At 67.1% G+C, this 17954-nt stretch carries 17 protein-coding genes and 1 pseudogene; 9 read left to right on the plus strand and 9 right to left on the minus strand.

Going from position 1 to position 17954, the window contains the following annotated elements; all coding sequences use genetic code 11:
• Window positions 1-3: 3 nt before the first annotated feature.
• The 4 genes from pcaH to OUO20_RS16970 form a co-directional block, all read right to left on the minus strand.
• Window positions 4-876, minus strand: coding sequence for a protocatechuate 3,4-dioxygenase subunit beta (gene pcaH, locus OUO20_RS16955; RefSeq protein WP_018769802.1), 873 nt, complete (start codon window positions 874-876; stop codon window positions 4-6).
• A gap of 56 nt (window positions 877-932) precedes the next feature.
• The gene (locus OUO20_RS16960; RefSeq protein ID WP_018769803.1) at window positions 933-2804 is read right to left on the minus strand and encodes a bifunctional sugar phosphate isomerase/epimerase/4-hydroxyphenylpyruvate dioxygenase family protein; all 1872 of its coding nucleotides are present in this window, start codon (window positions 2802-2804) and stop codon (window positions 933-935) included.
• Window positions 2804-3685, minus strand: coding sequence for a shikimate dehydrogenase (locus OUO20_RS16965; RefSeq protein ID WP_268002229.1), 882 nt, complete (start codon window positions 3683-3685; stop codon window positions 2804-2806). Before OUO20_RS16965 ends, OUO20_RS16960 begins: the two co-directional genes overlap by 1 nt.
• A gap of 147 nt (window positions 3686-3832) precedes the next feature.
• The gene (locus OUO20_RS16970) at window positions 3833-4699 is read right to left on the minus strand and encodes an IclR family transcriptional regulator (RefSeq protein ID WP_018769805.1); all 867 of its coding nucleotides are present in this window, start codon (window positions 4697-4699) and stop codon (window positions 3833-3835) included.
• Between the two features lie 234 nt (window positions 4700-4933).
• Between OUO20_RS16970 and OUO20_RS16975 the strand changes: the two genes are divergently transcribed.
• Window positions 4934-6253 (plus strand): MFS transporter, encoded by a 1320-nt coding sequence (locus tag OUO20_RS16975; RefSeq protein WP_018769806.1) that lies wholly within the window; start codon window positions 4934-4936, stop codon window positions 6251-6253.
• A 110-nt stretch (window positions 6254-6363) separates the two neighbouring features.
• On the opposite strand, the gene OUO20_RS16980 is transcribed toward OUO20_RS16975, so the two are convergent.
• Both OUO20_RS16980 and OUO20_RS16985 read right to left on the minus strand, forming a co-directional pair.
• The gene (locus tag OUO20_RS16980; RefSeq protein WP_268002230.1) at window positions 6364-7452 is read right to left on the minus strand and encodes an ATP-dependent DNA ligase; all 1089 of its coding nucleotides are present in this window, start codon (window positions 7450-7452) and stop codon (window positions 6364-6366) included.
• Window positions 7453-7514: 62 nt separating this feature from the next.
• Window positions 7515-8437: pseudogene (locus tag OUO20_RS16985) on the minus strand (AEC family transporter).
• A gap of 151 nt (window positions 8438-8588) precedes the next feature.
• Here OUO20_RS16985 and OUO20_RS16990 point away from each other — a divergent pair.
• Together OUO20_RS16990 and OUO20_RS16995 are read left to right on the plus strand one after the other, a co-directional pair.
• Window positions 8589-9815 (plus strand): pyridoxal phosphate-dependent aminotransferase, encoded by a 1227-nt coding sequence (locus OUO20_RS16990; RefSeq protein ID WP_018769809.1) that lies wholly within the window; start codon window positions 8589-8591, stop codon window positions 9813-9815.
• Window positions 9816-9965: 150 nt separating this feature from the next.
• The gene (locus OUO20_RS16995; protein ID WP_056392396.1) at window positions 9966-10202 is read left to right on the plus strand and encodes a hypothetical protein; all 237 of its coding nucleotides are present in this window, start codon (window positions 9966-9968) and stop codon (window positions 10200-10202) included.
• 64 nt (window positions 10203-10266) lie between these two features.
• Here the strand turns inward: OUO20_RS16995 and OUO20_RS17000 are convergent, their stop codons facing one another.
• The 3 genes from OUO20_RS17000 to OUO20_RS17010 form a co-directional block, all read right to left on the minus strand.
• Window positions 10267-10587 carry a MoaD/ThiS family protein gene (locus tag OUO20_RS17000; RefSeq protein WP_377204588.1) on the minus strand — a complete coding sequence of 107 codons (321 nt, stop codon included), beginning with the start codon at window positions 10585-10587 and terminating at the stop codon, window positions 10267-10269.
• The gene (locus tag OUO20_RS17005) at window positions 10547-11656 is read right to left on the minus strand and encodes a WD40/YVTN/BNR-like repeat-containing protein (RefSeq protein ID WP_018769812.1); all 1110 of its coding nucleotides are present in this window, start codon (window positions 11654-11656) and stop codon (window positions 10547-10549) included. The genes OUO20_RS17000 and OUO20_RS17005 overlap by 41 nt, the downstream gene beginning before the upstream one ends.
• A gap of 68 nt (window positions 11657-11724) precedes the next feature.
• Window positions 11725-11925 carry a hypothetical protein gene (locus OUO20_RS17010; RefSeq protein ID WP_018769813.1) on the minus strand — a complete coding sequence of 67 codons (201 nt, stop codon included), beginning with the start codon at window positions 11923-11925 and terminating at the stop codon, window positions 11725-11727.
• A gap of 307 nt (window positions 11926-12232) precedes the next feature.
• Here OUO20_RS17010 and OUO20_RS17015 point away from each other — a divergent pair, with 307 nt between their 5' ends.
• From OUO20_RS17015 to OUO20_RS17040, 6 genes are all read left to right on the plus strand, one after another.
• A complete protein-coding gene (locus OUO20_RS17015; protein WP_268002231.1) occupies window positions 12233-13171 on the plus strand; it encodes a hypothetical protein in 939 nt (312 codons plus the stop codon).
• A gap of 143 nt (window positions 13172-13314) precedes the next feature.
• On the plus strand, window positions 13315-14058 hold the full coding sequence (locus tag OUO20_RS17020; protein WP_442781095.1) for a class F sortase: 744 nt from the start codon (window positions 13315-13317) through the stop codon (window positions 14056-14058).
• 79 nt (window positions 14059-14137) lie between these two features.
• Window positions 14138-14650 (plus strand): universal stress protein, encoded by a 513-nt coding sequence (locus tag OUO20_RS17025; protein ID WP_026265853.1) that lies wholly within the window; start codon window positions 14138-14140, stop codon window positions 14648-14650.
• A gap of 297 nt (window positions 14651-14947) precedes the next feature.
• Window positions 14948-15331: a metal-sensitive transcriptional regulator gene (locus OUO20_RS17030; RefSeq protein WP_018769816.1), complete on the plus strand. Its 384-nt coding sequence runs from the start codon at window positions 14948-14950 to the stop codon at window positions 15329-15331.
• A 54-nt stretch (window positions 15332-15385) separates the two neighbouring features.
• Window positions 15386-15625 (plus strand): heavy-metal-associated domain-containing protein, encoded by a 240-nt coding sequence (locus OUO20_RS17035; RefSeq protein WP_018769817.1) that lies wholly within the window; start codon window positions 15386-15388, stop codon window positions 15623-15625.
• Window positions 15626-15651: 26 nt separating this feature from the next.
• Complete coding sequence (locus OUO20_RS17040) at window positions 15652-17952, plus strand: heavy metal translocating P-type ATPase (protein ID WP_268002232.1); 2301 nt, start codon at window positions 15652-15654, stop codon at window positions 17950-17952.
• The last annotated feature ends 2 nt before the right edge of the window (window positions 17953-17954 follow it).

Below are 17954 nucleotides of genomic sequence, written 5' to 3' on the forward strand. Positions count from 1 at the left end.
TTCCTACTCCTCGTCACCTTCTGCGCCGAGCGCCTCGTTTTCGGTCCAGGTCCGCTTGGGCCCGGTCAGGACGATGTCCCAGTTGTAGCCCAGGGCCCACTCGGGCTCGGTGAGGCTGTGGTCGTAGGTGGCCACCAGGCGGTCGCGGGCGTCCTGGTCCACGATGGTCTGGTAGATGGGGTCCAGCGGGAACAGCTGGTCGCCCGGGAAGTACATCTGGGTGATGATGCGCTGGGTGAACTCCGTGCCGAAGAGCGAAAAGTGGATGTGGGCGGGTCGCCACGCGTTCAGGTGGTTCTTCCACGGGTAGGCGCCGGGCTTGATGGTGATGAACCGGTAGGAGCCGTCCGGGCCGGTGATGCAGCGGCCGATGCCGGTGAAGTTGGGGTCGATCGGGGCGGGGTGCTGGTCGCGCTTGTGGATGTAGCGGCCGGACGAGTTGGCCTGCCAGATTTCCACCAGCTGGCCTGCAACCGGGCGGCCGTCGCCGTCCAGGACCTTGCCGGCGACGATAATCCGCTCGCCCAGCGGTTCGCCGTTGTGCTGGATGGTCAGGTCGGACTCCAGGGCGTGCACGTCCTGGTGCCCGAACGCCGGCGAGTACAGCTCGATGGTCTCCGGATCCGCGTGGTGCAGGCTCTTGGTGGGGTGGCGCAGGATGCTGCTGCGGTACGGCGGGTAGTCCAGCCGCGGCTGGGTTTCCGGCTGGGCGCCGTCCTTCAATGCCCGCTGGTAGGCCTCGCCGATGGCGTTGATCTCTGCGCTGAGGTCCGCCTGTGACTCGATGGCCTTGTCCAGGGGCTGGTGGGCAGCCTTCGGTTCGGCCGGGGGCACGAGTTCCTCCGACTCCAGCTCGGCGGTGATGTCTTCCGGCATGGCTGGCTCCTTTCTGATCTGTTCGGTTTCTTGCGTCCGGGGTTGTGTGGTGCGGTCTAAGGCGTGCGGTGCAGCGAGTCGTACTGGACGGCGTGGCGCACCGGAGCATTGGGGGCGCCGTAGCCGTCGTAACCGCCGCGGCGTTCCACCATTTCGAAGAACACGCTGCCCACGGTGGCGGTGTAGAAGTGCAGGAATTCGCCGTCGGCGTCGCGGTCGAACAGCAGGTTCAGCTCCTGCAGGGTGGCCAGGAACCCAGGCTCCAGGTCGAACCGGGCGTCCAGGTCCTCGTAGTAGTTGGCCGGGATCTGCAGGAATTCCAGGCCCCGTTCCCGGGCTGCCCGGGCTGTGGCCACGAGGTCGTCCACGGCAAAGGCGATGTGCTCCTGGTAGGTCTTGCGGACCTCGCTCCGTGCCTGCTGGATGGGGGCGAGGTTGAGCACCAGCCGCACCGCGCCGTCGGAGGTCTGCATGACCTGCGAGCGCACCAGCCCGCTGGGGCTTGGCACCTCCGCGAACGGCTGCGGCTCCAGGGCCAGGGCGCTGGTGTAGAAGAGGACAGCTTCGTCGAAGTGCTGCCACGGCTGGGCAAGGTTGACGTGGTCGATCACGGCACTGGCTCCGGCGGACGGGTGTTCCAGCCCCTCCCCGAACTCGTGGGTCCACGCCGCCGTGCCGTCCGGGCTGCCCTGGCAGAGAAAGATCTCGGTGGAATCGGGCGCGGAGATGCCCTGGAAGACTTCCTCGTCCGCCTGCACCTTGCGGGCCACCACGGGGGCCTTGAGCTGCTGGGCGCGCGCCGAGGCAATCACGGGGGAATCGACGTCGAACCCCAGTGCGGCAATGGCCGGCTCGGCATGCCGGGCCGCCTGTTCGTTGATGATCACCCGGGCCTGGCCCATGGTCCACAGCTGGACGTCCTTGGTGCGGTGCCTGCCCTCGAAGGCGAAGCCCAGCTGGCCCAGGAGTTTCTCCAGCTGCGCGGTGTCGTCCGCCTTGACCTCGGCAAAGTTGAAGCCCGCGGGTTCGTTCACCTTGGGCAGGGTGGCAAGTTCCATGGGGTAACGACGGCGGAGCGCTGCTCCGTTGCCTGGTGCGGCTTCGGTACCGGCCAGCCATTTGGCGCTCTGTTCTTCAAGCCAGATGAGCGACCGCATGGCATCCACGGCCGTCCGCTCCACGTCCGACTGGCGGAAAACGTCATTGAAGACTTCCAGCGAGACGGGTCCGGTGTACCCGGCCCGGACCACGTGGCCCATGAACTTGGCCAGCTCAAACTGGCCCTCGCCCGGGAACACCCGGTAGTGCCGGCTCCAGGACAGCACATCCATGGAGAGCTTGGGGGCGTCCGCAACCTGGACGAAGAAGATCTTCTCCGGGTTGAATGCCTCAATGTGGGCGGTTTCCCAGTCCCGCGACAGGATGTGGAAGGAGTCCAGGCAGGTGCCCAGATTGGGATGGTCAACCATCTCCACCAGCCGGTAGGCATGCTCGTAGTCGTTGACGTACTTGCCCCACGCAAGCGCTTCATAGGCCACCTTGACGCCGTGGTCGCCGGCCAGGTTGGCAAGCTGTGCCAGCTGCTCGGCGCGGAGGCCGTCGTCGTCGATGGTGGCGGTGGCAACGTTGGAGCAGACCAGGATGGTGTCCATGCCCAGGCGGGCCATGAGCCGGAACTTGGCCTCGGCCCGGCGGAGGTTGGCCTTCAGCAGGTCCGGGCTGACGCCGTCGAAATCCCGGAAGGGCTGGTAAAGATCCAGGCCAAGGCCCAGGTCGGCGGCCAGCTTGCGGACGTCCTCGGGACTCAGCGGGGACGTCACCAGGTCCTGCTCGAAGATCTCGATGCCGTCGAATCCTGCGATGGCGCAGGCCTGCATCTTCTCTTTGAGGGTTCCGGACAGGCAGACAGTGGCGATTCCGGTGCGCATCAGGCAGCCACCTCTTCCGCTGCCACGAGCTCCAGGAAGTGGGCGCGCATGCGGGCCGGGTCCGCGTCCAGGCCGGTGAAGATCCGGAACGCGTCCGCGGCCTGGCCCACGGCCATCCGGCCGCCGTCCAGGACGTCGCAGCCCTTGGCCCGGGCGCCGCGGACCAGTTCCGTGTCGATGGGGCGGTAGACGATATCCGCCACCCAGTGCCGGGACTCCAGCAGGTCCAGGTCCAGCGGCACGCCGGGGTGGGCGGCCATCCCCACGGGGGTGCAGTGCACCAGGCCGTCGGCCACGCGCATCAGCTGCGGCAGCTCCGCCGTCGTACCTGCCGTGACGGTGCTGTCCGGGAAGAAGCCCTGGAGCTCGGCGGCCCGGGTTGCCGCGCGTCCCGGGTCCACGTCCACCAGGTGCAGGGTCCTGACGCCGGCGGTCAGCAGGGCGTAGGCGACGGCAGATCCGGCACCGCCGGCACCGAGCTGGACCACGCGGTCCAGCGACGCCCCGGGGAGGCCGGAAGCCAGTGCCGCGGCGAAGCCGGAGAAGTCGGTGTTGTGGCCGATGAAGCGGCCGTCCCGGATCACCACGGTGTTGACGGCGCCCAGGCGGCGGGCGTCCGGGGAGATTTCGTCAAGGTGCTCCAGGACCAGCTGCTTGCAGGGATGGGTGATGTTCAACCCATTGAAGCCCAGCGTCCGGGCGCTCTGCAGGATACTGCCGACGGACTCGCCCGCCAGGCCCAGCTCCAGGAGGTCGATGGGGCGGTAGAGGTAACGCAGGCCCTGCACGTCACCTTCCCGTTCGTGCATGGGCGGCGTGAGCGACGGCGTGACACCGTCTCCAACCAGTCCCACGAGGTAGGACTCAGTTCGAATACTCATCCGTGCAGCTCCTTTGGTAACGGCACCGGCAGTGTCCATGCGGGGATGGGCTGCGCCGGTGATAGGGATTACAGTACAGCATTTGTTCACTTCTCGCACTACTGTTCGAGATACGAACCAAATATTTTGAGTAACGGCACAGGCGCCTTAGCCGCGCTGCGGAAGGCGTGCAGCCAACTCGGCTGCCGCATCGACCAGGACGGGGACGTGGGCCTCCAGCTCCTCGAGGCTCAGGCGGAAGACCGGAACGGCGGTGGCCAGGGAGGCAAAGGCGTGGCCCTGGCTGTTGAGCAGGGGCACCGCCACGGCACGCATGCCGGCCTCGTTCTCCTCATCCATGACCGCGTAGCCGCGGCGGCGCACCTCCTCGATTTCCGCCCGGAACGCGTCCCGGTCGGTGATGGAGCGGGCGGTGAGCGCCTCAAGCGGTAGTTCCGCGAGCAGCCGCTCCCGTTCCGCATCTTCGGCGAATGCCACCAGGGCCTTGCCGACGGCGGTGGTGGACAAGGAGCCCAGGTGGCCCGGATCGCTGGTGACGCGGAAGATCTGCGGCCCGTCCACCTTGCTGACGGTGAGGTGGTGCAGGCCGTCCCGGACGCTGAGGATGGTGGCTTCCCCGGTCTGCTCGGTCACCCGGCGCAGGATGGGCATGGCAGTGCCCGCGAAACCGTGGTGGTTGGAGACCCGCTGGCCCAGCTGGAAGATGCGCAGGCCCAGGTGGTAGCGGCGGCCGTCCGGCTCGTAGTCAACAAAGCCGTCACGGGTCAGGGATCCGAGCAGCCGGTAGGTTGTGCTGAACGGCAGTTCCGCGCGGCGGGAAATTTCCGCGGCGCTGGCACCGCGGGGTTCGTCCCCCAGGAGGACAAGCAGGCCCAGGGCCTTGCCCACCATGTCCGTGCGTTCCGCAGGACGCGCGCCAACCTTCGCCTCCGGGGGCATGGCGTTCACGGGCTCCGTGGCGGCAGGGGCAGCAGCGGATTCTTCATTGGCCGCTGTGGTTTGGTTCACACTCATGGCAATCATGTTGCCACAATGTGAGAGCTATTTCTAGATGGTGATTATTTTCTTGACAGGTGACTGCCCTCACAGTCATAGTTTCTATATCGCACAAGTAGCTCCCACCATGTGGCTACTGACGCCGGGTCTTCTTCCGGACTCCAGCCGCATCGCGCCCCGCCCGCACCAAGGCAGCGGCGGCTGCGACCTCCAGATCCATCCGCGACAATGTCGTCACACCAAAGGAACACCATGAGCCAGACACTTCCGTCCGCCGGGGCGGGTGCCCTCACCCGTGCCGGGACGCCCAGGAAAGCAGCCCTCGCCAGCTTCCTGGGCAGCGCCGTCGAATACTACGACTTCTTCATCTTCGGATCCGCTGCGGCGCTGATCTTCCCCAAGGTCTTCTTCCCCGATGCAGACACCAACGCTGCCATCATGTCCTTCGCCACCTTCGGCTTCGCCTACGTGGCACGTCCCGTGGGCGCCATCATCCTGGGCCACTTCGGCGACCGGGTGGGCCGCCGGAAGGTCCTGATGTTTACCCTGCTGCTCATGGGCGCGTCGACGTTCGTGATCGGCTGCCTCCCCGACTTCCACACGGTCGGCTGGTGGGCCCCGGTCCTGCTGGTGCTGGCCCGCCTGTGCCAGGGCCTCTCCGCCGCCGGTGAGCAGGCCGGCGCCTCGTCCATGACCCTGGAGCACGCTCCGGACAACCAGCGTTCCTTCTTTACGTCCTGGACCCTCACCGGTACCCAGGGCGGCCAGATCCTCGCCGCCCTGGTCTTCATCCCCGTCCTGGCCCTGCCGGATGAGATCAAGTACGGCATCGGCTGGCGCGTCCCGTTCTGGCTCAGCGCCGTCGTGGTCATGGTTGCCTTCTTCATCCGCCGCACGCTGCACGAGCCGCCGGCCTTCGAGGAAGCGCAGAAGAACGCCCAGATCTCCAAGCTCCCGGTGGCCGACCTCCTCAAGGGCCACTGGCGCGACGTCCTGCGTGTTGTCGCCTGCGCCTTCATTGCCGCCGTCTCCACCGTCTTCGGCACCCTGGCCATCAGCTACGCCAAGACCGTGGCCGGAGTGGACGGCACCACCACCCTGTGGCTCGTCGTGGGGGCCAACCTGGTGGCCCTGGGCACCCAGCCGCTCTTCGGGAAGCTCGCGGACAGGATCGGCCGCAAGCCCGTCTTCATTTACGGCGCCGTGGCCAGCGCAATCCTCACCCCGCTGTTCCTGCTCAGCCTGGAATCCCACAGCATCCCGTTGATGTTCGTTGCAGCCATCGGCTTCTTCTCCTTCGGCTACGCCGCCTCCAACGCCGTGTGGCCGTCCTTCTACGCCGAGATGTTCAGCACCAAGGTCCGCTTCTCCGGCCTGGCCATCGGCACCCAGCTCGGGTTCCTGATGGCTGGCTTCGCCCCGGCCATTGTGGCTGCCATGGGCGGCATCCAGGCGGGCGGCTGGGTCCAGATCAGCATCTTCACCGCCATCATCTGCGCCATCGCCGCCGTCTCGGCACTCACGGCCAAGGAGTCCTTCCGGACCCCCACCAACCTGCTGGGCGTGAAGTAGGCGCCGACGTCACACCAGCCCGGTTTAGAGCCGGAAAGCCCGCCATTCCCCCAAATGGCGGGCTTTCCTTCGTGAAAGATGGGCTGCTTCGGAAGCGTCCCGCAGGGCACTTACCCCCGCCCGGTCTCCAGCACCGAGGCCAGGTCAAAATTGACCGGTTCCTCCAATTGCTCATAGGTGCAGGACTCCGGGTCCCGGTCCGGGCGCCAGCGGTTGAACTGGGCCGTGTGGCGGAACCTGTCGCCCTCCATGTGGTCGTAGCGGACCTCCACCACCAGTTCGGGCCGCAGTGGGACGAAGGACAGGTCCTTCCCGGCGCTCCACCTGCTGCCTTCGGCGTTCCGCGGCGTCCGTTCCCCTTCTTCCTGCTTGCCCCACGCCCACGGGTGGCCCTCGAAGCCGGTCACCAGCGGCTGGAGTTCTTCGAACAGTTCCTTGCGGCGCTTCATGGGGAAGGCGCCGATCACGCCCACGCTCGCCAGGCCGCCGTCGTCCTTGTAGAGGCCCAGCAGGAGGGACCCGATAGCATCGGGACCGCTCTTGTGGAGGCGGTATCCTGCCACCACGCAGTCGGCCGTGCGCTCGTGCTTGACCTTGAACATCACCCGCTTGTCCGGCTCGTACCGGCCGTCCAGCCGCTTGGCCACGATGCCGTCCAGCCCGGCGCCCTCGAACTGTTCGAACCACTGCGCGGCCGTGGCTTTGTCCGTGGTGGCAGCTGTGAGATGGACCGGGGCGCTGCTGGCCGCGAGCGCCTTCTCCAGCGCGGCCCGCCGCTCAGAAAAAGGCCTGCCGGTGTAGTCGTCGTCGTCCAGCGCCAGCAGGTCGAACGCCACGAAGCTCGCCGGGGTTTGTTGGGCCAGCAGCTTCACCCGGCTGGCCGCGGGGTGGATGCGCTGCTGCAGGGTGTCGAAATCCAGCCGGTCGCCGGACGCACCGATAAGGATGATCTCGCCGTCCACCACGCAGCGCGGCGGCAGGTTTTCCTTCAGTGCCGCAACGAGCTCCGGGAAGTAGCGGGTCATGGGCTTCTCGTTGCGGCTGCCGATCTCCAGGTCATCACCGTCGCGGAAGATGATGGACCTGAAGCCGTCCCATTTTGGCTCGTAGCTGAGGTCCGCGCTTCCTGGAATGCCGCCAATGCCGCTGACGGCCTTGGCGAGCATGGGCGGGACGGGCGGCATCACGGGAAGTTCCATAGTGCCCATTCTTGCCCGGCCAGCGCCCTGCACGGTAGGGCGGCGCGGCGGCGGAGTGGTTTTCAGCCTGCCAGCAGCCAAACCACCAGCACCAGCACCGGCGCCGCGGCGGCGGTGGAGAGCAGGATGGTTTCCCGCGCCACCGCCACCCCCTCCCGTACTTGCTGGCGAACAGGAACACGTTCTGGGCCGAGGGAAGCGCCGCCATGAGCACTACGCCCAGCAGCATGTGGTGGTCCAGGTTGAAGAGGAAGCGGCCGACGACGAACGCCACCGCCGGCATCACCGCGGACTTGAGTGCCGTGGCAGTGAGGATTTCGGCCGTGTGGCCGCCGCTTCGAAGCATCTTTGTTCCGTGCAGCGACATCCCGAAGGCCAGGAGCACCACCGGCACTGCAGCACCGCCCAGGAGCGTCAGTGGAGCCATCACCGGAGCCGGAAGCTGCACATGGAACGCGGCCAGGACCACGCCCAGGAGCGAGGCGATGATCATGGGGTTCCGGAAGGGCTGCGTCAGCATGAGCCGGGGCGAAAACCGGCCGGCCTCGGAGAGGTCCAGCAGGGTCAGGACCAGCGGGGCGAACAGGAGCAGCTGGACCAGCAGGACCGGAGCTACGGGAGTGGCGTCCCCCAGGGCATACAGCGTGATGGGGATGCCGATGTTGTTGGCGTTGACGTAGGAGCCCGCCATCGCGCCCACGGCCGTCTCCGCGAGCGGCCGCGGAAACCAGATCCGGCTGGCGGCCACATACAGGAGGGCCGTGATCGCCGCCGTGATCATGGCGAGCGGAACGTATGCGGAGAGGACCACGGAGAGGTCCGATTTCAGCACCACGGTGAAGAGCAGCACCGGGTTGGTGATGAAGAAGGCGGTCCGGGTCAGCGCCGAGATGGTGGGTTCATCGCCCAGGCCGCAGCGTGCGGCGATGTAACCCACGGCAATGACGACGCCGATCACCGCCAGTCCGATCAGCACACCGCCCACGTGGGGTACTTCCTTCCGCTCCCGCCGCATCCTGCCGCGCCGCAGGACAAAGTACTACAAGTCTCAAACTTATCGGACAAGCGGTCCCGACATTGCCAGGTGGGCCGCGTGACCCGCTGCCCCCGGTGTGCGCTGTGTGAAAAGATCAACCATGCACGCAATGCAGCACTCCAGCAAGCTTGAAAACGTCCGGTATGAGCTCCGCGGGCCAGTCCTGCAGGCGGCCAAAAACATGGAGGCCGAAGGGCACCGGATCCTCAAGATGAACCTCGGGGACACGGCGCCGTTCGGCCTGGAAGCACCTGAATCCGTGGTGGTGGACATGATCCACCACCTTCGCGGCGCCCAGGGCTACAGTGACTCCAAGGGCATTTTCACGGCGCGGACCGCCATCTCGCAGTACTACCAGACGCGTGGCCTGATGAACATCGGGGTCGAAGACATCGTGATCGGCAACGGCGTCAGCGAACTGATCTCCATGTGCCTCCAGGCGTTCATGGAGAACGGCGACCAAATTTTGGTCCCGGCACCGGACTACCCTTTGTGGACCGCCGCCGTGACCCTGACGGGCGGAAAACCCGTGCACTACGCCTGCGACGAGGCGGAGAACTGGTGGCCGGACATGGCCGACGTGGAGGCAAAGATCACCAGCCGCACCAAAGGCATCGTGATCATCAACCCGAACAACCCCACCGGCGCCGTCTACCCCCGCCACATCCTGGAGCAGTTCGCGGCGCTGGCCCGGAAGCACAACCTGGTCCTGTTCTCGGATGAGATCTACGAGAAGGTGCTGTACGACGACGCAAAGCATATCCACACCGCGTCCGTGGCTGAGGACCTGTGCTGCCTGACGTTCAGCGGACTGTCCAAGGCCTACCGGATGCCTGGCTACCGGGCAGGATGGGTGGCCATCACCGGACCGCTTGCCGCTACCGCCGCCTACCGTGAAGGCCTTGAGCTGCTTGCCTCGCTGCGCCTTTGCGCCAACGTTCCCGCCCAGCATGCCATCCAAACCTGCCTGGGCGGCTACCAGAGCATCGAGGCGCTGGTGAAACCCGGAGGCCGGCTGCGCGAGCAGCGGGACCTTGCCCATAGACTCCTTACCGCCATTCCCGGCGTGACCTGCGTGCCGGCGTCGGGCGCCATGTACCTGTTCCCGCGCCTGGACGCGGACCTGTATCCCATTGCCAATGACGAAAAATTCGTCCTGGACCTGCTCCGGGACCAAAAGATCCTGGTCTCCCACGGCTCGGCCTTCAACTGGCCCGCGCCGGACCACTTCCGGTTTGTCATCCTCCCCTCGGTGCTGGACATCGAGGAAGCCGTCCGGCGGATTTCCAGCTTCCTGGCCGCCTACCGCAACGGCACGGACGAATAACGCCGGGGACATGTAAGCAGAGGCAGGAAACCGCAGCGGCGCGAAGAACTAACCGGGCGCTAACCACGGGGAAACCGCTACGCAACATTCCCGGCCCACACTGGGTAGTGCAGGCAAGAGCCGGCACCAGCTCCAGCCAGGAGGCCCCCGATGTTGAAGAAAGCGACCACGCATGTAACCAGAGTCCGCGCCCTGGACCAGCTCCACCGCGGTGACGAAATCGAAGCCCGCCTCTCCGTAGGCCCTTCCTACGACGACGTGGTGATCCGCCGCGGCAGCGTGCAGGAAACGGCGCCCGGCATCGGGGTGGTGTGGATCCTGGACCGGATCACGGGGGTCCGGAAAGCAATCAATACGGACGAATGCACCGTCTGGCGTGTGGCATAGGGACCTGGATGCGGGGCTGCGGGCGTAGTCAGTAAGGACTGCCCGCCACCGGCCCGCCTCCCGGTTAGCCGCCGGCCACGGACTGGATCACCAGTACTTCCTGGCCCGGCGCCACCCTGGTATCCAGGCCCTGCAACCGCCGCACCTCGTCGCCGTTGACGTAGATGTTGACGAACCGGCGCAGCGCACCGGTTTCGTCACGGAGCCGCCGGCCCAGCACCGGGTAGTCGGAGGCCACCGCATCGAGCAGGCTTTCCACCGTCACCGGCCCGTCCGCGGGCGCAGTCAGTACGGACTGCCCGCCGGCCAGGGGCTGCAGGACGCTGGGCAGCAGCAAAGAAATCTCAGGCACCTGCCACCACGGCCGCCCTGACACACAGGACATCAGGCAGGTGGGAGGCCACCTCCCTGAATGTCTCCCCTTCATCCGCACTCGCATAGACCGTCCCGCCCCGCGTACCGAAGTACACGCCGGCGGGATCTGCGGTGTCCACGGACGCCGCGTCCCTGAGCACGCTGTTGTATTCGTGCTCAGGGAGCCCGGTGCTGAGCCGCTTCCAGGTGTTCCCGGCGTCGTCGGTGCGGTGGACGGCAAGCTTTCCGTCGGGCGGGATGCGTTCGCCGTCGGCCTTCAACGGAATAACCCAGGCGGTGCCCTCCCTGCGGGGATGCGTGAGCATGACGAAGCCGAAATCGGCAGGCAGGCCTTCGGCGATGGATGTCCAGCTGTCCGCATTGTCGTCCGTCCGGTACACCCCATGGTGGTTCTGGGCATAGAGGCGCCCTTCCACGGCGGCATCGGCGGCGATCTTGTGCACGCACTGGCCGAACTCGGGGTTGGGGTCCGGCATGAAGTAGGCCGAGATGCCCTTGTTGCGCGCCTCCCAGGAGGTGCCGCCGTCCAGCGAGCGGTAAACGCCGCCGGTACTCATGGCAACGTGCACCGTTTCCCCGGCCGGCTGGACCACGATCGAATGCGCAGCCGCCCCGCCATAGCCCGCTCCCCATTCGCTGCGGTGCGGGTGGTCCCACAAGCCGCGGTTCAGCTCGAAGTGCTCCCCGCCGTCCGTGGATTTCCAGACGGAGATGGGTTCGGCTCCGGCCCATACCACTCCGGGGCGGGACTCGGCGTCCGGATAGATCTGCCAGACCCGCTCCAATGCTGCCCCGGTGTCCTCTGGGAACTTGATGGCGCCCTGTTCCGGCTCGGTCCAGGTGGTGCCGAAGTCGTCGGAGTGGGCAACCGTTGGTCCCCAGTGCGGACTGCGGACACCCACCAGGATGCGCGTGCGGCCTTCCCTGGTATCGATCCCGATGCTGGGGATCTCCGCCATGAGGAAGTGCGGCCCGGTGAAGGACCACTCCTGCCGGTCCCGGCTCGTGGCAAGCCACAGCCCTTTCTTGGTCCCGATTGCCAGGACAAATGATTCTGCGGCCGTTGCCATGCGGACCATGCAACCACCGGATCAGTCACCGCGCAACGTTTCCAGGTGCGCAGGCTCCACATTCACAGAGGCAGGAGTCAGTCCACGAACTCCGACTGCGTCTGGATGAAGTCCCAGTCGGCGACGGTCAGCACGGCGGCGGGATTTCCGGGGTGCGGGCCGCCCGCCTCAGCGATGCCCTGGAGCACCGGAAGGGGCAGTTCCTCCGCATAAAGGTTTTCCCGCAGCCACTCTTTGCTGGCGAGGTCCAGGTCCAGCCACCACATAAAGATTTCCACGAAACCCCTCCTTGCGTCGCTTTAAACGTTAGGCGCGGCCCCTCCGGGGGACAAGGTGCTGCGGCCGGAAGCAGGTGTGTCCGGCCGGGTTTCAAGTACTGGCAGGTAACTTTCCCGGCCAACCCCGTTGAAAGACGAGTATCCCCTACTGGCGACTGCGCAAGGCGGCGCTCCTAGCCTGAAATCTCAAGCAAGCTGACCGTGCTGCTGGGGCATACGGCGTCACCGCTGGCCTTTCCTCGCCATGGTCCGTTTCACACATATATGGGGAGACAAAATGAAACGCACCTTAGCAACAATGGGGGTGATGGGGCTTGGCCTTATCAGCCTCACAGCGCCCGCCATCGCGGCTTCCGACCAGGTGGTGGTCGCCCGCTCAAACGGAAGCGCCCTGATACCGCTGGAGATCAATACCAACGGCGGCACTAACAACGGCGGTGGCAACAACACCGGTGACACCAACAACGGCGGCGGCAACAACATCGGTGGCGGCAACGGCGGCGGCGGCACCAACAACGGTGGCGGCAACGGCGGTGGCGGCACCAACGGCGGCGGCACCGGCGGCACCAACAACGGCGGCGGCAACGGCGGTGGCGGCAACGGCGGCGGCGGCACCAACAACGGTGGCGGCAACGGCGGTGGCGGCACCAACGGCGGCGGCACCAACAACGGCGGCGGCAACGGTGGCGGCAACGGCAACGGTGGCGGCAACGGTGGCGGCAACGGCAACGGTGGCGGCAACGGCAACGGTGGCGGCGGCGGCACCAACAACGGTGGCGGCAACGGCAACGGCAACGGCGGCGGCAACAACGGTGGCGGCAACGGCGGCGGTGGCGACAATACCGGCGGCGACAATACCGGCGGCAACACCGGCGGCGACAATACCGGCGGCGGCGATACCGGCGGCGACAATACCGGCGGCAACACCAACACCGGCGGCGACAATACCGGCGGCAACACCGGCGGCGACACAACCGGTGGAACTGCTCCGGCCGCTGTGGCGGCTGTGGCCCCTGCTGCCGCACCCGCGCAGCCGGCGCCCGCCAAGCAGGCTGTTGCCACACCCAAGGCCGCCCCTGCCGCGGCACCCGTCAGCGTCGGAACCAACCAGGGCTACAACGCACAGACGGCGGTGGGAGCACCCGATGGCTTGCCGGGCTGGCTGGTAGGCCTGGGAGCGCTTGCTGCCGCGGGGACCGTGGTGGCAGTACGGCGCCAGTCGCGTCCGCTGCACACTGTCGGCTAGCCGGAACACCGCCACCACCAGTGGCCCCCTGACAAGGAAGGCGTCCTGCCAGTGCCCGGCAGGACGCCTTCCTTCCACCCCCGCCAACCCGTGAGGAGCGCCATGCGGCAGGATCGAAGCCGGCACGCAGCCCCCAGCACGGCATGTGGCGGCGCATATGGCGCCGGTGGAACGCCGGTGACCTGGCAATCCTGTGCTGTGGCGTCCTCGCCTTCGTGTCATTCACCCTCGGCGCTCCCCTGTTCCACCCGGCACCGCCACTGGCAATCGGAAATGCCCCCGCTTCGGTTGCCCTGGTTCGTGGCGGCATTCCATCCGCCGCGGGGGCGGCTCCCATTGCGGAGACCGGCCTGCAGGACGCCGCAGCGGCACCCGACCAGGCAGCGGCAGCCCAGGCTCCTGGCGAAACAGCAACGGAAGCGCCTGCGGGACCGGAGCTTCCGGCGGCATCCCAGCCGGTCCGCATCCGCTACCCGTCGGCCGCCTTCGATGTGCCCGTCCACCCGCTGGACCTGGACAGTGGGGCCCAATACAGCCGGACCATTGAACCTCCCGCCACCAAGGACGGCTACTGGCTCACGCCCTTCGGGGTTCCGGGCAAGGGCTCCGGCAACACCACCTACGTGATTGGCCACAGTTGGGACGGCGCGGATGCTCCCTTCAACCACCTCAGTTCGGCGGCGGCCGTTGGCGACCGCCTGGAGGTGGAAACAGTGGCGGGAACCATCAGCTACCGGGTGGACAGCGTCACGACCTACCTGAAGTCCAGCCTCAAGGACAGCCCCGTCTGGGACATGGTGCCCAACCGGCTGGTCCTCATCAGCTGCTACACCGAGGATCCGTGGGGCAAGAACGTGGTGGTCACGGCATATCCCAGCCTTCCCTAGGCCTCCGGGCCCGCACTCCGGAGGTCTGACGGGCCGAACGAACCTGTTCATGCAGCCGGTGCGGGCGGACAATTGCAGCATGACGTGGGAAAACTTCGACGGCGCTCCGCTGCTGACGGGAATCATGCCCAAACAGCACCCGGAGGTTCTCCAGACCGCAGCCTCCCTGGCAGCCCGGTTGTCGGCGCCATTGGTCTGCGCGTACGTGGACGAAGCCAGCTACCTGGTGGAATGGGACCCGGCCCGCTCCGCCCACCGGCTTTCCCTGCACCCGGACGCAGATGACGACATGCTGGCGCTGACAACGGAGTTGAAGGCACAGGTCCAGGCTGCGGCGGACAAGGTGCCTTCCGACGGCGGGCCCCTGCAGTGGTCCTTCCGCACCCTTTCAGGCGATCCCGCACGGGCGCTGGCGCAACTGGCCGCCGAACTGGATGCCCCGGTCATCATCGTGGGCACCTCCGAGCGCGGCTTCACGCACCGGCTCTCGGAGGCACTCAACGGATCGGTCGGGCAGTGGCTAAGCCACCACCAAAGCCGCCCCGTGCTTGTGGTTCCATACCGGATGCCGGCCCATGAGGACAGGCCCTGAGCGGCGGATACCGGGGAAAATGCGCCTGGAAATGGCGGGTTTAAAGTAAAGCGAAAGTACTTATTCGTGGTGCTGGCGCGCTGCCCGTACCTGCCAGTAAGCTGATTCAAGCAAGGCCGATCCACACGAGTGGAAGCCGGATTTGCCCAAAAGCTGCTCCGGAGTGCGTATCCCCCAATAACGCACTCCGGAGCTTTTTTGTGCCCGGGATACTGTCCCACGGACGGGTGGGAAGAGTTCCCGGATACCCCTAGGGGGTACTTGCGCTCATACCCCCAAGGGGTATAGGTTGGCTGCATGAACGCTATCGAAGAAGCCGTTGCGGCGGTAGCAGCCGCACCACCGGCCGCGGAGTCCGGCGTTGCAGCCCAACACGGTTACGCAGCCCAGCACGGTTACACGGAAAACAAGGACGCGTACCTTCGCCGCCTGAAGCGCATTGAGGGGCAGGTCCGGGGCATTGCCCGGATGGTGGATGAGGACAAGTACTGCATCGATATCCTCACGCAGGTTGCCGCCGTCACCAAGGCCCTGCACGCCGTCAGCCTGGGGCTGGTCGAGGAACACATCGGCCACTGCGTGGTGGGTGCAGCCTCCGAGCCGGACCCGGCAGCACGCGCTGAAGCCATCGATGCCAAAGTCAAGGAAGCCGCCGACGCCATCGGCCGACTGCTTCGCTGACACCCACCAAAACCCGGATCCCGGCCACCGCCGTCCCAACTGAAGGAGCAAGCCATGAGCACCACCTCTCCCACCACCACGACCATCAGCGTCTCCGGCATGACCTGCGGGCACTGTGTGTCGGCCGTCAGTGAAGAACTTGAAGCCCTCGAAGGCGTTGAAGAGGTCACCGTCGACCTGAACGCCGGCGGGGTCTCCACCGTGACCATCACCTCAAGCAAGGAACTCCCACCCTCCGACATCGGGGAGGCCGTCGCTGAGGCGGGCTACCTGGTGGTTGCCAACGAGGCCTAGAAACCCCTACACCGCGGAAAGCTGACATGAGCCACCAGGAACTGCTCCACCCACCGGGTACCCGGATCGTCGAACTGGACATCGAGGGGATGACCTGCGCGTCCTGCGTCAACCGGGTGGAGAAGAAGCTCGGCAAGCTCGACGGTGTGGCGGCCACCGTCAACCTGCCGCTGGAGTCGGCGTACGTGACGGTCCCCGAGGGCATCACCGACGAACAGCTCACGTCAACGGTCGAGGCTGCCGGGTACAAGGCGAGGGTCCGCCACCGCAGCACTACTGGTGCGGGGGCGCGGCCGGTGGACCCGTCTGCTGAGGTCCACGCTTCGAGTCTCCGGCCGCGCCTGGCCGCCGCTGCGGTGCTGACAGTCCCGGTGTTTTTGGTCAGCATGGTTCCGGCGTTCCAGTTCCCGCACTGGGGCTGGGTGGCAGCGGTCCTGGCGCTGCCGGTGGTCACGTGGGCGGCGTGGCCCTTCCACCGGGCCGCAGCAGTCAATGCCCGCCATCTCGCCTCCACCATGGACACCCTGGTGTCGCTCGGCGTGGCCGCCGCCTACTCCTTCTCCGCCTGGCAGCTGCTGGCGGACCCGCGCATGACGGAGCATCCCGGCATGGAAGGCATGTCCGGCGGCCTGTACTTCGAGGTGGCCGCGGTGGTCACCACCTTCCTTCTCCTGGGCCGGTACCTGGAGGCCAATGCCAAGCAAAAGGCCGGCGACGCCCTCCAGGCCCTGCTGAACCTGGGCGCCAAGGACGCCACCGTCCTGCGCGGCGGCCGGGAAGAGAAAATTCCCGCGGACGGTCTGCAGGTGGGCGACGTCCTGGTGGTAAGGCCGGGTGAAAAGATCGCCACCGACGGTGTGGTGGTGGACGGCGCCTCCGCGGTGGACGCCTCCCTGGTCACGGGTGAGTCCGTCCCCGTCGAGGTGGGGCCGGACAGCCGCGTTACGGGTGCCACCATCAACACCTCCGGCCGCCTGCTGGTCAGGGCAACCCGGGTCGGCTCCGAAACCACACTGGCCCAGATGGCGCGCCTGGTGTCGCAGGCCCAGACCGGCAAGGCCCCCATCGCGCGGCTCGCCGACCGCATCAGCGCCGTCTTCGTACCGGTGGTCCTGGCCATCGCCGCCCTGACGTTCGTGCTCTGGCTCCTCGTCGCCGGCCCGGGCGCCGACGGCAGCCACCTGCGGCAGGCGTTCACGGCCGCCGTCGCAGTGCTGGTGATCGCCTGCCCCTGCGCGCTGGGCCTGGCCACTCCGGTGGGCCTGCTGACCGGAACCGGACGCGGCGCACAGCTGGGCATCCTGATCAAGGGCCCCCAGGTCCTGGAGGACACCCGCACCGTGGACACCATCCTGCTGGACAAGACGGGGACGGTCACCACCGGCGCCCTGGCCGTGGATGCCACGGCCGCGTTCCCCGGCTTCCAGGACCGGGATGTCCTCCGGCTGGCCGGAGCCGTTGAGGCCGCCAGCGAGCACCCGGTTGCGCACGCCATTGCGGCAGCAGCAGTTTCCGCCGCACGCCTGGCGCCCGCAGGGGACGACGGCGGCACCTCGCCTTCAGTGCACCTGCCGCCAGTCCAGGGGTTCAGTTCCGCCCCGGGTGGCGGGGTGTCGGGCACCGTCGAAGGCAGCCACGTGATGGCCGGGCGGGGCAGCTGGCTGGAGCAGAACGGCATTGCCCTGGACGGCGGCCAGCAGGCGCAGTTGGCTGCTGCAGAGGAAGGCGGCGCCACGGCCATCTGCGTGGCAGTGGATGGCACGCCCGCCGGCATCATCAGCCTCAGGGACAGCGTCAAGGAAGGGTCCGCCGCAGCGGTCGCCCGGCTTAAGGCGCTGGGCCTGCGGCCCATCCTGCTGACCGGCGACAATGCCGCCGTCGCCGCCCAGGTGGCTGCCGCCGTCGGCATCGCCGCGGATGACGTCCATGCAGGCGTCCTGCCGGAAGGGAAGGTGGCAGCAGTCCGGAAGCTCCAGGCGGACGGGGCCACGGTGGCCATGGCCGGGGACGGCGTCAATGATGCCGCGGCGCTTGCGCAGGCGGATCTCGGGATTGCGATGGGCTCCGGGACCGATGTGGCCATCGAAGCCGCGGACCTGACGGTGATGGGGAACGACCTCGCCCAGGTGGCCCAGGCCATCGAACTGTCCCGGAAGACCCTGGGCACCATCAAGACCAACCTGTTCTGGGCGTTCTTCTACAACGCCGTGGGGATCCCGGTGGCCGCCCTGGGGCTGCTCAACCCCATGATCGCAGGAGCTGCCATGGCTGCCAGCTCGGTGCTGGTGGTGGCCAACTCTCTGCGGCTGCGCAGCTTCGGCAAGTAGCA

This window comes from Arthrobacter sp. FX8 (assembly GCF_026723805.1).
Lineage (GTDB): Bacteria > Actinomycetota > Actinomycetes > Actinomycetales > Micrococcaceae > Arthrobacter.

Excerpts from the sequence above, each read along its gene's own strand:
- OUO20_RS16995 (WP_056392396.1), top strand. The coding sequence starts at position 9,966 with ATGTTGAAGAAAGCGACCACGCATGTAACCAGAGTCCGCGCCCTGGAC.
- OUO20_RS16970 (WP_018769805.1), bottom strand. The coding sequence starts at position 4,699 with ATGAGTGTGAACCAAACCACAGCGGCCAATGAAGAATCCGCTGCTGCC.
- OUO20_RS17005 (WP_018769812.1), bottom strand. The coding sequence starts at position 11,656 with ATGGTCCGCATGGCAACGGCCGCAGAATCATTTGTCCTGGCAATCGGG.
- pcaH (WP_018769802.1), bottom strand. The coding sequence starts at position 876 with ATGCCGGAAGACATCACCGCCGAGCTGGAGTCGGAGGAACTCGTGCCC.
- OUO20_RS16965 (WP_268002229.1), bottom strand. The coding sequence starts at position 3,685 with ATGAGTATTCGAACTGAGTCCTACCTCGTGGGACTGGTTGGAGACGGT.
- OUO20_RS17035 (WP_018769817.1), top strand. The coding sequence starts at position 15,386 with ATGAGCACCACCTCTCCCACCACCACGACCATCAGCGTCTCCGGCATG.
- OUO20_RS17000 (WP_377204588.1), bottom strand. The coding sequence starts at position 10,587 with ATGTCCTGTGTGTCAGGGCGGCCGTGGTGGCAGGTGCCTGAGATTTCT.
- OUO20_RS17030 (WP_018769816.1), top strand. The coding sequence starts at position 14,948 with ATGAACGCTATCGAAGAAGCCGTTGCGGCGGTAGCAGCCGCACCACCG.
- OUO20_RS16990 (WP_018769809.1), top strand. The coding sequence starts at position 8,589 with ATGCACGCAATGCAGCACTCCAGCAAGCTTGAAAACGTCCGGTATGAG.
- OUO20_RS16960 (WP_018769803.1), bottom strand. The coding sequence starts at position 2,804 with ATGCGCACCGGAATCGCCACTGTCTGCCTGTCCGGAACCCTCAAAGAG.
- OUO20_RS16980 (WP_268002230.1), bottom strand. The coding sequence starts at position 7,452 with ATGGAACTTCCCGTGATGCCGCCCGTCCCGCCCATGCTCGCCAAGGCC.
- OUO20_RS17020 (WP_442781095.1), top strand. The coding sequence starts at position 13,315 with ATGTGGCGGCGCATATGGCGCCGGTGGAACGCCGGTGACCTGGCAATC.
- OUO20_RS17015 (WP_268002231.1), top strand. The coding sequence starts at position 12,233 with ATGGGGCTTGGCCTTATCAGCCTCACAGCGCCCGCCATCGCGGCTTCC.
- OUO20_RS16975 (WP_018769806.1), top strand. The coding sequence starts at position 4,934 with ATGAGCCAGACACTTCCGTCCGCCGGGGCGGGTGCCCTCACCCGTGCC.
- OUO20_RS17040 (WP_268002232.1), top strand. The coding sequence starts at position 15,652 with ATGAGCCACCAGGAACTGCTCCACCCACCGGGTACCCGGATCGTCGAA.
- OUO20_RS17025 (WP_026265853.1), top strand. The coding sequence starts at position 14,138 with ATGACGTGGGAAAACTTCGACGGCGCTCCGCTGCTGACGGGAATCATG.